This is a genomic window from Paenibacillus sp. MBLB1832, from assembly GCF_032271945.1.
GTDB lineage: Bacteria > Bacillota > Bacilli > Paenibacillales > NBRC-103111 > Paenibacillus_E > Paenibacillus_E roseopurpureus.
The window spans coordinates 3,179,076-3,195,464 of record NZ_CP130319.1; the positions used below are offsets into that span (position 1 = coordinate 3,179,076).

The window sequence follows — 16,389 nt, forward strand, 5'->3', positions numbered from 1 at the left end:
CTCAACAAAAGAACAACCTTTATGCAAGGTTGCTCCCAAAAGTTTCTATTCTGTTAGACGTTTCAGTCCATTAAAAGTTGCAAAATGAATAAATCAAGGACTACTCCGCTGATTCGGTAGCCGCCATTAATGAAACAGCACGTTGTGGTGTGAACGTTGAAATCGCATGCTTGTACACCATTTGCTGACGGCCTTCGCTGTCAATGATGATCGTAAAGTTGTCAAATGCACGAATAAGTCCTCTGATTTGAAAGCCATTCGTTAAATAAACCGTAACGGGAATGCTTTCTTTGCGCAGCTGATTTAGAAAATTGTCCTGAATGTTAATGGATCGGTTCATCAGTATGTCCCCCTCAATGGAATGAAACTTTCGCCAGACGGCGCTATTTTCTACCACATAGGAAAGTTTACCTTTGTTAAGCGCTAAAGTGCGTAACAAACTTTCCTATTGGCGATAAAAACAACCTCTAAACGCGGTCGCTCGTCTTCGAAATGACTTCGATAGAAGTTTTTATCATTGGTGATATTTGTTAATTATATTCGATTTTATGTACAAACTTTCCTGCTAGTATATCACTAATCATTTCGAAATGGGCAGAAAAATTTGCAAGATCCGTAACATCTACCCATTGGATGTCCTTCATATGCCGAAACCAGGACAATTGACGTTTGGCAAAACGGCGTGTATCCCGCTTGAGCAAGGTGACAGCCGCATCCAAGGTAAGCTCGCCTTCCAGGTAGCTGACGATTTCCTTATAGCCCAAGGCTTGCATGGAAATGGCCTGTTTCGGACAGCCGCTCGCCAAGATCGATTGGACCTCTTCTACGAGTCCTTCATCCATCATCGCATCGATTCGCTCTTCAATGCGCTGATATAGTAAGGCCCGGTCCATCGTGAGCCCAATGATACATAGTTCGTAAGGAGACTCTTTTTTCTGGGCGGCCAAATGATCGGTCATCGTTTCGCCCGAAATATGATAGATTTCCAAGGCTCGAATCACACGTCTTCGGTCGTTCGCATGCAGGCGATCTGCGCTTTCTGGATCAATGTCACGCAGCTTGGCATGCAACGCTTCTTCCCCATGCTGATCGGCGTAAAACTCCTGCGCTTGACGGAACTCCTCGTCCATGCTCACATCCGTGAACTGATAGTCGTAACACACAGATTCGATATACAGGCCTGTGCCCCCAACGATAAAAGGGAGTTTGCCGCGTGAATGAATGTCCTTGATCAACGCTTTGACTCGTTCTTGAAACTCTGCAGCAGAGAAGGGATAGGATGGATCGTGAATGTCAATCAAATGGTGCGGGACGAGCTTCTGCTCGGCTTCGCTTGCTTTCGCTGTACCGATATCCATGCCACGATATACCTGCATGGAGTCGCCAGAAATAATTTCACAATTGAAGCGCTGAGCAATTTCCAAGCTTAGCTTAGTTTTGCCGACAGCGGTCGGACCAAGTAGCACGAGTAATTTCGGCTTGGGAGATGGGGCTAACACAGTCGAATCACTCCATACGTTGTTTTCGTCGTTGATCTTAATACGTGTTCGAAACCTAACCGAGCAAACTCAGAGCTGTCTCTATTTTCCTTGAGGACGATACTTTTGCGAGCGACCCGCTTTGCTTCGGTGATCGAAGCTAAGCTAACAGCTTCATCATTGGCGCGGCGGCGAAGATGTGAAATCGCCTCAGACTCCTCGATAGGGGAGCGGAACATCGGGTCAAAATACACCACATCCACACTCTTTGCCTCCAATTGCTGCAAATAAGGGAGATGATGAGTCCTCTTCACCGAAATACGCCGCATCGCGGCATTTAACTCAGGGATCTCGGACTCGTATTGTGCTAAACCTTCCTGAATCAGCATGGCTGGAATCGCTTCGCTCTCGAGAGCTGTTACGTGTCCTTCTGTGCCCACCGCATAGGAGAAAACGATAGCATCCGAGGCTAGACCTGCTGTACAATCAATAACGCTGTCACCTGGAGCTGCCCCAGAGGACGCAATTAATCCATCCGACTCTCCCCGCTGCATCCGTTTGACTCGGACAAGTGCCATGCTAGGATGGAAAAAAGTTGCTGGATAGTCTTCTTCATAGTACCTGATCTCTTCTCTCGTCACAAGCAGAACGGTCGCATCTTCATAATTTCTCCTAATATGTTCCAAAGAATACTTCTTCCTGGGCACGATTCTTCCGCCATACAGGGCAGCTAGTCGTGCAGCTTCTGCCACCAACTCGGCAGAAGGATTATACGATGTTGTTACTAACACAGGGCTACATCACTCGCTTAAACATTTTTTCTAGCTCATAGGTCGTAAAACTGACAACGATCGGACGTCCATGCGGACATGTATATGGATTTCGACATCCAGCAAGCCGATCAATCAGCGTTTCCATTTCGAGTCTGCTCAAACTTTGATTCGCTTTGATGGAAGCTTTGCATGAGCACATGATGGAAGCTTTCTCACGCAGCTTTGAGATATCGAGTGTTTTGCGATCGGAAATCATCAGCTCGCACATTTCTTCAACGATCGCTTTCTCTTCTCCTGCTGGGAACCAATGCGGGTGAGCCCGAACGAGGAAGGTGTTGCCGCCGAAGGCTTCCATGTAGACACCAACCTGTTCGAAAAGCGCCAGCTTATCTGTAATCACACCCGCTTCCGAAGGGGTAAATTCCAACGTAATCGGCACAAGCAATTCTTGGCTCGCCTCAGCAGGATTGCCAAAACGTTCATAAAAATATTCATAGTGAATACGTTCATGCGCCGCATGTTGATCGATCAAATATAAGCCCAATTCATTTTGTGCAATGACATACGTACCATGCATTTGACCAATGGGATCCAAGCTCGGAAAGGACGGCAGCTTCGGCGCACTTCCCTCTTCATTCGAGGGCATCACATCCATGAAAGCTTCATTCGTTCGACGCTGTTGCTGAATGGATACTTGACGATTCGGCGCATCGATTGTAGGCGTGTAGCTAGGCGAAGTTGGCCGTGCGCTACCTTGAGTTGGCGACGGCATCGGTGTCCGAGCGGGTTCCCGATACTCTGGGGCTCGCTCTTTGATATGGGAAGACCACTCAGCATTTAATTTCATCTGGGTACTTTTCACTTTATCCGTTTTATCTTCCTGGTGATCCTTATAAAATTCAGCTTCCAGCTCGCCGCCGCGATTCTCTTTGCGCGGAGCTGGCGTTTCAACCGTACGTGAGAGTTCCATTTGCTCTTGCACGTAGGCGCCCTTGGGCTCAGACGGCTTGATTCCCTGCGGAATCAGCACTTGTCTGCCAAAAAGCCGTTTTACCTCGGCTTCAATCAACGCCGTTAACTCCGCTTCCTTACTGAAGCGGACTTCGAGCTTGGATGGATGGACGTTCACATCCACCAAGGACGGATCCATCCCGATGTGCAACGCTGCAACGGGATAGCGGTTGATTGGCAGCAGGGTGTGATATCCCTGCAGCAAGGCTTGGTTCAGCGCGAAGTTACGCACGTATCGACCATTCACAATGGTCGAGATACCGCCGCGGTTCGCGCGGGTCATTTCGGGCTTCGCCACGAAGCCCGAGATGGTGTAATCCAAGCTTTCCACTTGGAGTGGAAGCATTTGTTTGGCAATCGCGGTGCCATAGATGCCCGCGATGACTTGTAAGAGGTCGCCGTTGCCCAATGTTTGGAGCAGCGTGTTGCCGTTATGTTTTAACGTAAAGCCAATGCCGGGATGAGCTAGCGCAAGACGATACATATAATCTGAAATATGACCGAGCTCGGTCTGGATCGTTTTCATATATTTTAATCGAGCTGGCGTATTATAAAATAAATCTCTGACTGTCACCTCTGTACCGCGTGAGGCCGCCGTTTCCTCCACACCCCGAATCGTACCGCCTTCGATGGAGATTTTACGCGCAAGACCATCGTTCGTGGAACTCGTTACACAGTCCAAACGGGAGACGGACGCGATACTCGGCAGTGCCTCCCCCGAAAACCAAGGGTACTGATAGAAAAGAGGTCTTTGCTGGTCGCAATTTTACTCGTGGCATGACGCTGAAAAGCAAGTTCACAATCCTCGATTGCCATCCCTGAGCCGTTATCGAGCACACGAATCAAGGCTAAGCCGCCTTCTTCAATGGTTACGTCAATTCGGGTGCTGCCCGCATCGACGGAGTTCTCCACCAGCTCTTTCACGACTGATGAAGGCCGCTCCACCACTTCACCTGCTGCAATTTGGTTCGCAATATGCTCGCTTAAGAGCTGAATTTTGCCCATTGAACTAGTTCCCCTTTGTAGCCTGAATGCTTGCCATATCGCCTTGAGATGTCACGTGTAACTGCGGGAAATAGGAGGCAAACAGATCAAGATTGATATAGCTAGTCCCATAATCAATGATGAGTTTCCCTTTTTCAACTGGAAATTCCTTCGCACCGTTCGCATCCGTTATGACAACAGAGTGATTCGTGTCGTTCCACGTGATTTTCGCATCAATAAGCGCCGCTAAACCACGCGTTGAAACGTACCATTGCCCATCTTCCCGGAAGCTTCCAAAACCGAATCCCAAATCAACGCCGTTAAACGTCGCGCCGTGTTTAGTTAAGTTCACGCGAATATCCGCGATCCCTGTCTCATGCAGGGCAGCAATAAATTGCGCAGAAGGTCCATCCACTTTGAGATCAGGTGTGATCCCAACTTTATTCACTTTACGCTTATTCGGGGTCAAGTACTCCTCGACCGTCAATTTCAGTGAATTATTCTTATCTAGGGGGAGAATCTGCTGCACACTGCCTTTACCAAAGGTCTGCATGCCGATCACTTTTGCTACATTATAGTCTTGCAGCGCACCCGACAACACTTCCGAAGCACTTGCGCTATTCTCATTCGCTAAAATATAGACAGGAACATCAACGGTAGTCCCGCCAGTGATGAGTACAGGATCATCGACGCCATTGCGATCACGCGTATGAATAAGTGTGCCTTCCTTAACAAAATGCTTCGCGATATTAAGAGCTGTATCCACCAACCCGCCTGGGTTATTACGCACATCCAAGATCAATGATTTCAGCCCTTTCGCTTGCAGAGCTTTCAGCTGTTTATCGAAATCTTCGTCGGCATCACTGGAGAAATCGGTAATTTGGATATACCCGACCCCATTTGTGAGCGAGCTGCTGTACACTTCTGGAACATTGACGCCACGACGTGTAATTTCGAAGGTCATTTCCTGTGTGCCGCGCAGAATGGTTACTTTCACTTTCGTGCCTTCTTTACCGACAATCTTGTTCCTCACCTCATCAATCGAAGTGACGGAAGCTGGAACGCCGTCAATGGCACGTACGTAATCATCTTTCTTAAGTCCCGCGATTTCCGCAGGAGATCCCGCAAAAATTTCAGTGAGATACACACCTTGGTCATCAATCCCGATGCGAGCACCCATCCCGACAAAGCTATTCTCCAGCGAATTGGAAAATTGACCATAATCCTCTTGGCTGAAAAATACCGTATACGGATCTTTGAGCCCCTTGATCATTTGTTCAATGCTCTGATTCGCGAGTGACTCTTCCGTTACGCCGCTCACATGATAATTTCCAATGAGTTCTCGAACCTGTTGGGTAACGCTATCTTCTTGCGCCATTGCTGCTGTTGGCATCATCGCCAGCATTGCCGACACAAGCGCTATGGAAGCCTTGAGGGCTTTTATTTTGATTCGAGTTCCAAACATATGTGATCTCCTTTGTGGTGAGAAATAGTTGAAAAAAGGGAATTATCGCTTCACGCTATTGCAGTTTTTGCTTCCACTCGTAAACGAGATTAAGCGCCTGCAGCGGCGTCATATTAATTAAATCGATGCCCTTCAACTGGTCAAGTACCAGTTGCGATTTGCCGTCGACTTTCTTCTTGACGGCAACTTCGGCTGGGCTATCCTCTTCGAAGAGGGATAGCTGGCGAATTGGCGTAGCCGCAGTCTCCGCAATAATTGCGGGTTTGGCGGCCTGTGGAACAGCCGCCTTCTCAAACCCATTCAGCAGTGTATACGAACGCTGAATGATGGCTTCGGGCAGCCCTGCGATCTCGGCACAGTAGATGCCGTAGCTCGTACTCGCTGCCCCTGGAATCAGCTTGCGCAGGAAGGTAACCTGCCTGCCGCTTTCTTTCACAGCCATGCAGTAGTTGCGCAGATGGGCAAGGCTCTCTTCTAGATGCGCGAGCTCATGGAAATGCGTGGATACGAGCGTCTTGCAGCCTATCCGATCGTGTAGGAACTCGATGACGGCTTGCGCGATCGCCATCCCTTCACCCGTCGAGGTTCCGCGACCCAGCTCATCAATGATGACAAGGCTTCGACTGGTCGCCTTCTCAGTCATGATCTGGATATCCATCATCTCGACCATGAATGTGCTTTGCCCGCCGATGAGGTCATCGGCCGCGCCGATCCGCGTGAAGATCCGGTCTGTGACTGGGATACGCGCGGAACTCGCGGGCACGAAGCAGCCGATCTGCGCCATGAGGCAGATCACGGCGACTTGCCGCATATATGTACTCTTACCGGCCATATTCGGCCCGGTAATGAGCAGGATGCGGCCATTTTCTTGACTGAGGTTCGTCTCATTCGCAATGAACGAGCCGTCTTGAATGACAGCCTCCACGACGGGATGTCGGCCGTCTTCGATATGAAGATCGAAGCCTGTTCCGACTTCTGGCTTGCGGAAATGCTGCGCCGCGCTGACGGTCGCCAGCGATTGGTACACATCGGCGGTGGCAATGACCTCCGCTAGCTTCTGTAATCTGGAAATATGCTGTGAAATACGGTCGCGAAGCTCCGTAAACAGCTCATATTCCAGGTCGATCATTTTATCTTGCGCTTCCAGAATGAGCGCTTCTTTTTCTTTGAGCTCTGGCGTGACATATCGCTCGGCATTCGCGAGCGTTTGTTTGCGCTCATAGCGGCCTTCTTGAAGAGCCGACATGTTCGCCTTGGTGACCTCGATAAAATAACCGAATACCTTGTTGTAGCCGATTTTGAGCGACTTAATGCCCGTCGCTTCGCGCTCTTGACGCTCCAACTCCGCAATCCATTGCTTCCCATTCTTGCTCGCTTCGCGCAGTTGATCCAGATAAGGCTGATAGCCCTCTCGGATCATCCCCCCGTCGCGAATGGAGACTGGGGGCTCGTCCTCGATCGCGTTCGCAATCCAGGACATGACATCATCACAGACATCCATATTCGCGACGAGCTTCTTAAGTGTCTCCGAGCCTGAGTTTGCACAAAGCTGCTGGAGCATCGGAACTTGTTGCAACGAATGCTTCAACGCGATCATATCGCGTGCATTGGCGTTGCCGTAGGAAATACGAGCAACCAACCGCTCCAAGTCGTATACTTCTTTCAACGCAAGTTTGACATCTTCTCGTACGATGAGCTGGTTATAGAGCAGATTGACCGCTTCCAAACGCTCTTCAATGCGTGAAACGTTCATAAGCGGTTTCTCAATCCAGCGGCGCAGCATGCGCGCGCCCATGGCGGTAACGGTTTTGTCCAGTAGCCACAACAAGGATCCTTTTTTCGCACGTTCTCGAACGGTCTCAACGAGCTCCAAGTTGCGACGCGTGAATGGATCCATCGTCATGAACTGATCTGGCTCATAGATGCGAATATGCTTCACATGGGTGAGTGCTCGTTTTTGCGTTTCTTTTAAATAGGCCAGCAGCAGGGCTACGCCTTGTCGTGATAGGTCGGACAGCGATGACAAAGCTTCATCCTCTGCAAAATGCTCATCCAACAGCCCCTCGTCCGCTTGTGTCCATTCCGTGAGTACCATGTTACGTCCCCATGCCGCGCCTGTTTCACGGATCGTAGTTAGCAGAGATTCACTAGTAATGATTTCAGATGGGTTGTAGACGTTCAGCTCATCCAGCACGAGCTCCCAAGAAGGCGGCAGCTGTGTCGCGTAAAGTTCACCTGTTGAAATGTCGCAGGCTGTAAAAGCGTATCCCTGATCCTGCCCCACCAAGGAAACGATGTAGTTATTACTTGAATCACCTAGAAGTTTGCTGTCCATGACTGTTCCAGGGGTTACAATCCGCACAATCTCACGGCGAACAACGCCCTTCGCTTCAGCTGGATCTTCCACTTGCTCGCAAATGGCGACTTTGTACCCTTTCTCGATGAGACGGGACATATAATTTTCTGCCGCATGATGAGGCACGCCACACATCGGTATTTTCTCTGCGCCTCCGCCCTCGCGGCCTGTTAACGTAATCTCTAACTCTCTCGAAGCGTTGATTGCATCATCAAAAAACATTTCATAGAAATCGCCCAGACGAAAAAATAAAAAAGCATCCGGGACCTGCGCCTTCACGGCCAAGTATTGCTGAATCATCGGCGTATATGTGGCCACTTACATTTCCTCCAACCTCATATTTCACGTGTTCGAACACACGCTAATTCTAGTACTCTATAGATACTCTATTATAATGTAGTAGAGAGCGTAATGCTAGATAACTTCACGTTGTGGCATGTCTGCCAAGTTCAGGGATGTTGAGATTGGGGATGGGTTCGCTGCTGAGACGCCTATTTTGGGAGGCTCGTCGCAGGTGGGGGCGCGAAGTGATGCTGAGACTCCCGTTTCGGGAGGCTCAGCTGGAAGTTTGGCTGCTTTGTGCGATTTTCGCTGCTGAGACGCCCATTTTGGGAGGCTCGGCACATCAGCACGAACTCAGGTATGGACCACCAAAGGTTCCACCTTTGTCATTCTCCATGCAATGCGGATATCCACTGTTTCCTTCCAAGATGTCATGGAGAGGAGCTGGGACTTCAGACGGTCGAGCACGTTCTGATGGAGCTCATACCCTCTGAGCTGCTCCAAATCCCGCCACAAACTGTGGACGATGCTCAGCAATTTGTGTTTTTCGCCGCGGTAATAAGCCGCTTGTACATCGTGCTCTTGCAGCGGCTGCCTCGGCAAACGCCAATAGTTGTTCACAATCAGCGAAGCTAATGTAAATACTCCTTCGGTCAACTCTGGTGTAGCTATCCAACTTGGCAATGTGCGGTATTCGAAGCCGCCATGCGATTTCTTGCGGTAATCGCCTAAGAAGCCGTATCTCGGGCGGCGGTCGCACGTCGAGAGATCCTCAATCAGGATGAGCGGCAAGGCTAGATACGTATCCAGCGCGCGCAACAGATGCGAATTCAGCCAGCATCTGCTGAAATGCAGATGTCCGCCAAGCGGATAGCCGCGCACAGGCATGCCGCCTGCGAGCCACGCCAGGCTCGCGTCGCTGATTTTTCGCGCGGCGAGCCCCATCGTGACGCGCAGGTTCCGCATCAACTGCAGCGGCTCTACGGCTGGCTGCGGCCGCAGCTCCGCCAGCGGCAAAATCACCCGATGGCCGCTGAGTACGATGGCGTCGCAGCCAACGGCGCCATCCCGCGTTAGGAAGCGGTCGGCGAAGACGACCTTGCCCTGCGGGTTCACCAGCAGGAACTCTGGATCGCAGCCGAGCATCGCATGCTCTTGGCGGCCCAGCTCTTTCTCAAGCGATTGATCATAGAGATCGATCGCTTGTGCGAAGAGTTGGATGAGCCTATTATTGAGCCTCGGAACAGGCTCAACATCCAGTACGAGCGTATGCCCCGCTCGTGTGATTCCAATCGTGACAAGGCCATAATCCAACCCTAAAGCGTAAATCGCTTTCACAGCTTCGCGGCTCGCCCTCCGCACATGAAAGCTCATCTGGGACGGCTGAACTTCGGCATAAGCCGCCGTTCCCTGCAGTTGCCGCTGCTGCTGTAGGGATTGCTCCGTAAGCAGATGGGTCATCTTTTTCTCATAGACAAGCAAAGTTTGCAAATGAAAGACAGCCACTTTATATTTGCGGATAAAAGTTTGAACGTCCGCTTTACCATGCGTTTTCGCTGCATGTGATGAGACTGTTTTGATACCGTGAAGAGCCAGCGTTTCCTCCCGTTTGCGGCGATTCTGGGCTAGCCGTATGGCCTTAACGGGTTGTAAACAAGGGACATTCGGAACATCGTCATGGGAAGTTCCCCAATGAATCACCCGCTGCCCTTGCCAATCCTCGGGCAAACGAGTCCCGCTTGGGATCTGGATGCGTTCGGTTAATGCTATCACCTCTTGTTCCTGTCCGTGCAGGAAGAAGGTTTCCATGCAATCAGCCTCCACATTACTTTATCAACACGTAACCACTTATCCCTAAAACGCCCAAATGTGTGAATACAACAAAAAAGAGGGCAAATGCCCTCTGCCGAACTTCGTTCGCCCGCATACACTAGCGTATAAAGTTCCTTAGGAGACTTTCCGAAATCAAGTATCGAATTTCAGAAAGCTCCCTTAATCCAGTTCATCCTCGATCAGATCGGCGTCCAGATCCTCGAAATCGCCTTCGCCGCTGTCATCGAAATCCACGTGCTTGTCGTCGAAGTCATTGCAGCCGTTGGTGCAAACGACTACACAGACTTTCGTTTCGGCAACGAGTTCGACTTGATACTCACGTTCCACTCGAATACTGACGCTGTTGCCGCTCGAAGTCACGCTGGCCTCTACGCAGTTAGGCTCTTGGGTCGCAACAGCTGATACTTCGGCTGTCGTCGACTTATGTTTTTTGTCTAAGTAACTGAGTCCGACAATTTCTACATACGATACAGTTTCTTTGGCTACGTCTGTTTTTGTGTTTCGATCGTAAGAATACCAGATGTTGATATCGTAAGTACCAACTACCTCTACGCCCTCTCCAGAATGGACTGCCTCGAATTGGTTATTAATAATCCAAGCGCCCAAAATACTGGTTGGAGAATAAGGCGGAGTCACGGTATGACTTACTTGAGAAAATTTGCGACCTTTACCGCAGACAGCCTTTGTAATGATCTCTCTGCACTGCAAATCTTTATCTAATGACATCCTTTCAACCTCCTCCATACAATCATTCATTACAATTGTATGCAGGACAGTAGTCTAGAGTGACAATTATTTTATATTATTTTTGAGCTTCAAAAATAGGGATTTCTGTCAGAGTCAACCCGCTTCTGGACGGTGTTTTTTCTGCTTTTTGGCGATGGCTAAATAGTGCATTAACTCGCGTTTAAGCTGTCTAATCGCTGATCGCACTTCGAATTCTTCGCGGCTTTCCGGCAGCGGCATCCTTTTGTAACGGGTATTAAGCTCTTCTAATTCTTTCTCTGCTTCTCCCGTATAATAGTCTTCCTTCACAGATTGGCTAATATCTTCGAAGATCGCTGCCACCCATTCACCTTGAGGCAAAGTTTGATAAACGCCGGCAACCAAATCCAACATGCGATGAATGGATTCCAATTGCTCTCCCCGCATGAAGAAATACACGCGCCAATACGGATCTCCTCCGAATAGCAGCGTATTCTCCATGGAACGTTTGGCTAGACTTGCGCCGCGCTCGATTTCCTCACTTACCTCTAAAATCTCTTTCCCATCCCATACGATTGTACTGTCTCGAAGATGCTGAGCAATGTTGACGAAAATATCGGAGAATAATTGCTCAATCTTTTGTTTATGAGCCAAAAGCTGCGCATCCGCCTTTGGCATATAAGCAATATTAATGGCGGTCGCAGAACCTAACCCAATTAGAAGGAGTAATAATTCATTCCATACGGAGGCGAAAGTCGCTGATTCGTACGCATATAGATGAAACATCACAACCGCACCTGTGACGGCACCTTCCGTAATTCGCAGTCGGACGAGAATTGGAAATACGATTAGAACGAAAAGGCCAGCCACCCAAATATGAAAGCCAAGCAGCATAAATAATACAGAGCTAATGAGCAGAGCTAAGATCGAAGCTGCAATACGATGCAGAGCGCTCAGAATGCCTTTTCTTTTCGTCACTTCAATGCCTAGAATGGCAAGCAGTCCCGCAGCAGCGGGGGTATGAACCCCTAATACATACGCTAAATACATAGCAATTATGACCGCAATGGCTGTTTTGATCACACGAAAGCCCATAGCTTTTTCACCTCTATCAGGTTCATCTATGGGCTCATTATTTCATTTTGTCTACATGGTGGCAAGCTTTTCTATCTTTAACGATGCTTGGTTAGTTTCTTTTCCAGCATAGCTACAAGCTGATACATAACCGTTGCTACAAGCGCAATGACGAATAACGTTGAAATGACCAATGTAAAATTAAACACCTGAAAGCCATATATGATTAAGTATCCCAGCCCCTTCTGAGACACCAGAAATTCTCCAACGATCACGCCGATCCATGCTAAACCTACGTTCACTTTTAATGTGGATACAATGGCGGGGAAAGAAGCGGGTAGAATTGCTTTTAGGAAAACGGTTCGCTGATTGCCGCCATAAAGCCGTACAACCTTGACATAGTTCGGGTCTACTTCCTTGAAGCTGCCGTACACGACGAGTGTCGTAATAATAACGGTAATCGATAAGGTTGTGGCAATAATGGATAGTAACCCTGGCCCGAATCCGACGATAAATACGGGTCCTAATGCGACCTTCGGCATGCTGTTAATGACGACAATATAAGGATCTAGCACTCTTGATAGAAATGGTGACCACCAGATCATTACCGCAAGCGCTGTTCCGAAAAGGGTTCCCAGGATGAAGCCGATGATCGTTTCCTCAATGGTTACGGTGACATGTGGCAGCAGCGTACCATCCACCAGTTTTTCCCATAATAATCGAAATACTTTCGTCGGATAGCTAAACAGGAGCACGTCAATCCACTTCAAGCGGGATGCCAATTCCCAAAGACCTAGAAATCCGAGCAATAGCGCGGCTTGAAGCAATCTGACCCATCTCGTTTCCTTCTTCAATGCGAAAAGGTAGCTGGCATGGACCTCGCGTTGCAGTGACTCTTCCGACTCTAAATGCCCTTGTGGTCTTATTTCACGATTCTCCATGCCCAGCGCCTCCAAACTCTTGCCAAATTTCCCGAAAAAGCCGATGGAATTGGGGCAGCTCCCTTGCTTCCAAAGGCACCGCAGCTCGAATCGCTGCTGGGATTTCGAATGTTTGACGAACACGACCTGGATTCGGTGCTAGGACGAAGATCCGATCGCTCATCGCGATGGCTTCACCAATGTCATGTGTGACTAAAATGGCTGTTTTCTGCTTTGCCCGAAGCGTCTCGACGACTAGCTCTTCTAATTGCAATTTCGTTTGATAATCTAACGCGGAAAAGGGTTCATCCAGCAGCAGCAACTCTGGCTCTGCGGCCAACGTTCGAACGAGTGCGACACGCTGGCGCATCCCTCCCGAAAGCTGGGCAGGGTAATAATCTTTGAAAGGGAGAAGCCCCATCTCTTCTAGTAAATACAGCGACCTTTGCCTGCTCTCATTCGTCAACATGCCGGCAATTTCCAGTCCCATACTCGCGTTATCCGCTATTGTTCGCCAAGGGAACAAGTAGTCTTGCTGAAGCATATAGCCCACTTTCGTTGAAGGTGATCTCACTAGTTGATTCGACACGGTGACTTCACCTTTGGTAGGCGGAAGAAGTCCCGCGATGATCGAGAGAAGGGTTGTTTTGCCACAACCACTGGGCCCAATAAAGCTGACGAATTCCCCTTTTTTCAACTCAAATGTAATGTTCTGCAGAGCAAGCGTAGCGCGCTCCTCCGTCACATACACCTGCGTCACATCCTGCACGCGCACAGCGGTTTCCATGGCAAAGCCTCCTTCACGCATCGAAGCGGGATCTCCTAGATCATTCATGATGCTTTATTTTACGCTCGCTTTCGCTTTCTCAGCGTAGGAATTGTTCACAAGTTTACTCCACGCCACTCGCTCTTTCAGCTCACCAGCAGATGACATCACATCTAACAAGTTGTTCCATTCCGCTTCATCGACAATCCCGTCCGTTGCGTAGGAGCCTTGCTCCTTGTAGCGTTTCACAACATTTTTCACAATCGAGACATCGATATCTTTAAAATAAGGCAGTACCGCATCCGTAATTTCATCTACACTCTTGGCTGCTACCCACTTCTGAGCTCGCTGAATCGCATTCGTGAACTTCTGAATCGTGCCAGCATTGGCCTTCATGTAGCTTTGCTTCGCCATAAAGACGGTATAAGGTAAATGTCCGCTTTCTACACCGAAGGAGGCGAGCACGAAGCCTTTGCCTTCTTTTTCGATGATGGACGCTTGCGGTTCAAACAACTGCACAAATTCCCCTGTTCCTGAAGCGTAGGCCGTGACGATATTCGCGAACTCAATATTCTGAATCAGCTGCAAATCCTTCTGCGGATCAATGTTATGCTTCTTCAATGTGAATTCGCCAGCCATTTGCGGCATGCCGCCCTTCCTTTGGCCCAAGAACACTTTCCCCTTCAGCATATTCCAATCAAAATTTTCAACCTTATTGCGGGCAACCAAGAATGTACCGTCGGTTTGGGTCAGCTGCGCAAAATTAATGACAGGATCGTCCGAGCCTTGTTGTGACACATAAATGGACGTTTCCGAACCGACCAAAGCGACATCGATTGCGTTCGAGAGAAGTGCGGTCATCGTTTTGTCTCCGCCAGGCGTCGTTGTCAATTCCACATCCAGTCCTTCATCCTTGAAAAATCCTTGCGATAACGCCACATATTGCGGCGCATAAAACAAGGAACGCGTCACCTCGCCAATGCGTACTTTCGTTGTTACTTCCGTTTTCGTTCCGCAGGCTGAAGCAATTAAGCTAAGCAGCAGCACTGCGGATAAGGCGAATCCCCATTTCTTACGACTCCTCATAGGACGTCCCTCCAGTTCATCATGTACAGTATCCTATGCAGGAGCCCAGATGTAGGTGCCCGTGAAACGACAACAGGCCCCCCGTGAGGGAGGCCCGCAGATGTCTAGCTTGACAGCTGGATACTAAATTAAATACCGTAAACCTTGGCATATTTGTCTTCCAAATACGCTACCAAATAATCTGGGTTCAACGCTTCGCCTGTAACTTTTCGGATAATTTCGTTCGGTGTCAACAATTTGCCATGTTGATACACCTTCTCGGTTAACCATGCTTTGATCGGTGCGAGGTTGCCCTCCGCGATCAAGTTGTCGAAGTTCGGCAGCTCCTTGCGCAGCGTGTTCGTGAATTGCGCCGCGTACATATTCCCAAGCGCATAAGACGGGAAGTACCCGAAAGCGCCGCCCGACCAGTGAACGTCCTGCAGGACGCCCTCGCCGTCATTCGCAGGTGTGACACCCAAATATTCCTCATATTTGGCATTCCATGCCGCAGGCAAATCTGCGACGGCTAGGGTGCCGCTGAATAACCCTTTTTCCAGCTCATAGCGAATCATGATATGTAAGTTATACGTTAATTCATCCGCTTCAATTCGGATCAAGGATGGCTCGATATGATTGATCGCGCGGTAGAAATCATCGACGCCTACATCATCAATTTGCCCAGCAAAAGTTGATTGAAGCTCACCATAGTAGCGTTGCCAGAACGCTTGGCTGCGTCCGATCACATTTTCCCAGAAGCGGGACTGGGACTCATGAATACCCATCGAGGTTCCTGAACAGAGATTCGTGCCGACGAGATCCGTTGAAATATTTTGCTCATAGAGGGCGTGTCCGCCTTCATGAATCGTTCCGAAAAGCGCCGATGTGATGTCATCTGGCAAATAACGTGTCGTAATCCGCACATCGCCAGGGTTCAGCGCCGTTGCGAATGGGTGCACGGTTTCGTCCAACCGGCCTGCTTCGAAGTCGTATTGCATCTGCTTCAGGATGGACAGCGAGAACTGCTTCTGCTTGCCGATATCGAATTGCTGCTTCAAAAAGGAGCGATTCGGTTGATTCGGTGACGCCGCGATGCGTTGCAAAAGTGGAACTGCTTTTTCCCGCAGAGAACCGAACACTTCATCTAATTTCTCCACGGTCATGCCAGGCTCGTACATATCTAACAAGGTGTTATATTTATGGCCTTCATAGCCCCAAAGCTCGATGAATTCTTGTGTGGTGGCGACGATTTTCTCTAAATACGGTTGAAATGAACCCCAATCCGAATTATGCTTCGCGCCTTCCCAAGCAGATTCCGCCTGAGAGGTTAGCACGACATAGGCTTGGTATTTTTCGGCAGGAATTTTTTTGCTGCGATCATAGTCTTTTTTGCATTCTTCCACCATTTTGCGTGAAATCGGGTCCAATTGCGCAAGTAACGCTGGTTGCATAAAATAAGTGACATAGTCCCCCATTTCATCTGACGTTGACATCCGAAATACTTCTGTGGACAGCTCTCCGACGACCTCGGAACGTGTTTCGATCCCTTTCTTCGGGGCCCCTGTCCGCATATCCCAATAAATCAATGAGATGGCTTCTTCGTACTGCTTCATTTTGCGGACATAAGCTTTGAACGCTTCCAGCTTTCCTTGCTCCACGGCTACAGTCATGAGCTCA

At 49.2% G+C, this 16,389-nt stretch carries 12 protein-coding genes and 1 pseudogene; all 13 read right to left on the reverse strand.

Going from position 1 to position 16,389, the window contains the following annotated elements; all coding sequences use genetic code 11:
* Positions 1–100 precede the first annotated feature (100 nt).
* Positions 101–340, reverse strand: a complete 240-nt coding sequence (gene hfq / locus MJB10_RS14230; protein ID WP_314795619.1) for an RNA chaperone Hfq — start codon at positions 338–340, stop codon at positions 101–103.
* A gap of 190 nt (positions 341–530) precedes the next feature.
* Positions 531–1,499 carry a tRNA (adenosine(37)-N6)-dimethylallyltransferase MiaA gene (gene miaA, locus MJB10_RS14235; RefSeq protein ID WP_314795621.1) on the reverse strand — a complete coding sequence of 323 codons (969 nt, stop codon included), beginning with the start codon at positions 1,497–1,499 and terminating at the stop codon, positions 531–533.
* Positions 1,493–2,269 carry a class I SAM-dependent methyltransferase gene (locus MJB10_RS14240; RefSeq protein ID WP_314795623.1) on the reverse strand — a complete coding sequence of 259 codons (777 nt, stop codon included), beginning with the start codon at positions 2,267–2,269 and terminating at the stop codon, positions 1,493–1,495. Before MJB10_RS14240 ends, miaA begins: the two co-directional genes overlap by 7 nt.
* A 4-nt stretch (positions 2,270–2,273) precedes the next feature.
* Positions 2,274–4,267 (reverse strand): annotated as a pseudogene (mutL, locus tag MJB10_RS14245) (DNA mismatch repair endonuclease MutL).
* A gap of 4 nt (positions 4,268–4,271) precedes the next feature.
* Positions 4,272–5,711 (reverse strand): S41 family peptidase, encoded by a 1,440-nt coding sequence (locus MJB10_RS14250; RefSeq protein ID WP_314795624.1) that lies wholly within the window; start codon positions 5,709–5,711, stop codon positions 4,272–4,274.
* Positions 5,712–5,766: 55 nt separating this feature from the next.
* Positions 5,767–8,385 (reverse strand): DNA mismatch repair protein MutS, encoded by a 2,619-nt coding sequence (mutS, locus tag MJB10_RS14255; RefSeq protein WP_314795625.1) that lies wholly within the window; start codon positions 8,383–8,385, stop codon positions 5,767–5,769.
* A 318-nt stretch (positions 8,386–8,703) separates the two neighbouring features.
* Positions 8,704–10,158 carry a putative amidoligase domain-containing protein gene (locus MJB10_RS14260; protein ID WP_314795628.1) on the reverse strand — a complete coding sequence of 485 codons (1,455 nt, stop codon included), beginning with the start codon at positions 10,156–10,158 and terminating at the stop codon, positions 8,704–8,706.
* 183 nt (positions 10,159–10,341) lie between these two features.
* Entirely contained in the window at positions 10,342–10,908 is a 567-nt protein-coding gene (locus MJB10_RS14265; RefSeq protein WP_314795629.1) for an outer spore coat protein CotE, read from the reverse strand.
* Positions 10,909–11,022: 114 nt separating this feature from the next.
* On the reverse strand, positions 11,023–11,982 hold the full coding sequence (locus tag MJB10_RS14270) for an aromatic acid exporter family protein (protein WP_314795630.1): 960 nt from the start codon (positions 11,980–11,982) through the stop codon (positions 11,023–11,025).
* Between the two features lie 77 nt (positions 11,983–12,059).
* On the reverse strand, positions 12,060–12,902 hold the full coding sequence (locus MJB10_RS14275; protein WP_314795633.1) for an ABC transporter permease: 843 nt from the start codon (positions 12,900–12,902) through the stop codon (positions 12,060–12,062).
* Positions 12,889–13,668, reverse strand: a complete 780-nt coding sequence (locus MJB10_RS14280) for an ABC transporter ATP-binding protein (RefSeq protein ID WP_314805627.1) — start codon at positions 13,666–13,668, stop codon at positions 12,889–12,891. Before MJB10_RS14280 ends, MJB10_RS14275 begins: the two co-directional genes overlap by 14 nt.
* 54 nt (positions 13,669–13,722) lie before the next feature.
* Positions 13,723–14,733: an ABC transporter substrate-binding protein gene (locus MJB10_RS14285; protein ID WP_314795635.1), complete on the reverse strand. Its 1,011-nt coding sequence runs from the start codon at positions 14,731–14,733 to the stop codon at positions 13,723–13,725.
* A gap of 128 nt (positions 14,734–14,861) precedes the next feature.
* Complete coding sequence (locus tag MJB10_RS14290; RefSeq protein WP_314795637.1) at positions 14,862–16,382, reverse strand: carboxypeptidase M32; 1,521 nt, start codon at positions 16,380–16,382, stop codon at positions 14,862–14,864.
* Between the last annotated feature and the right edge of the window lie 7 nt (positions 16,383–16,389).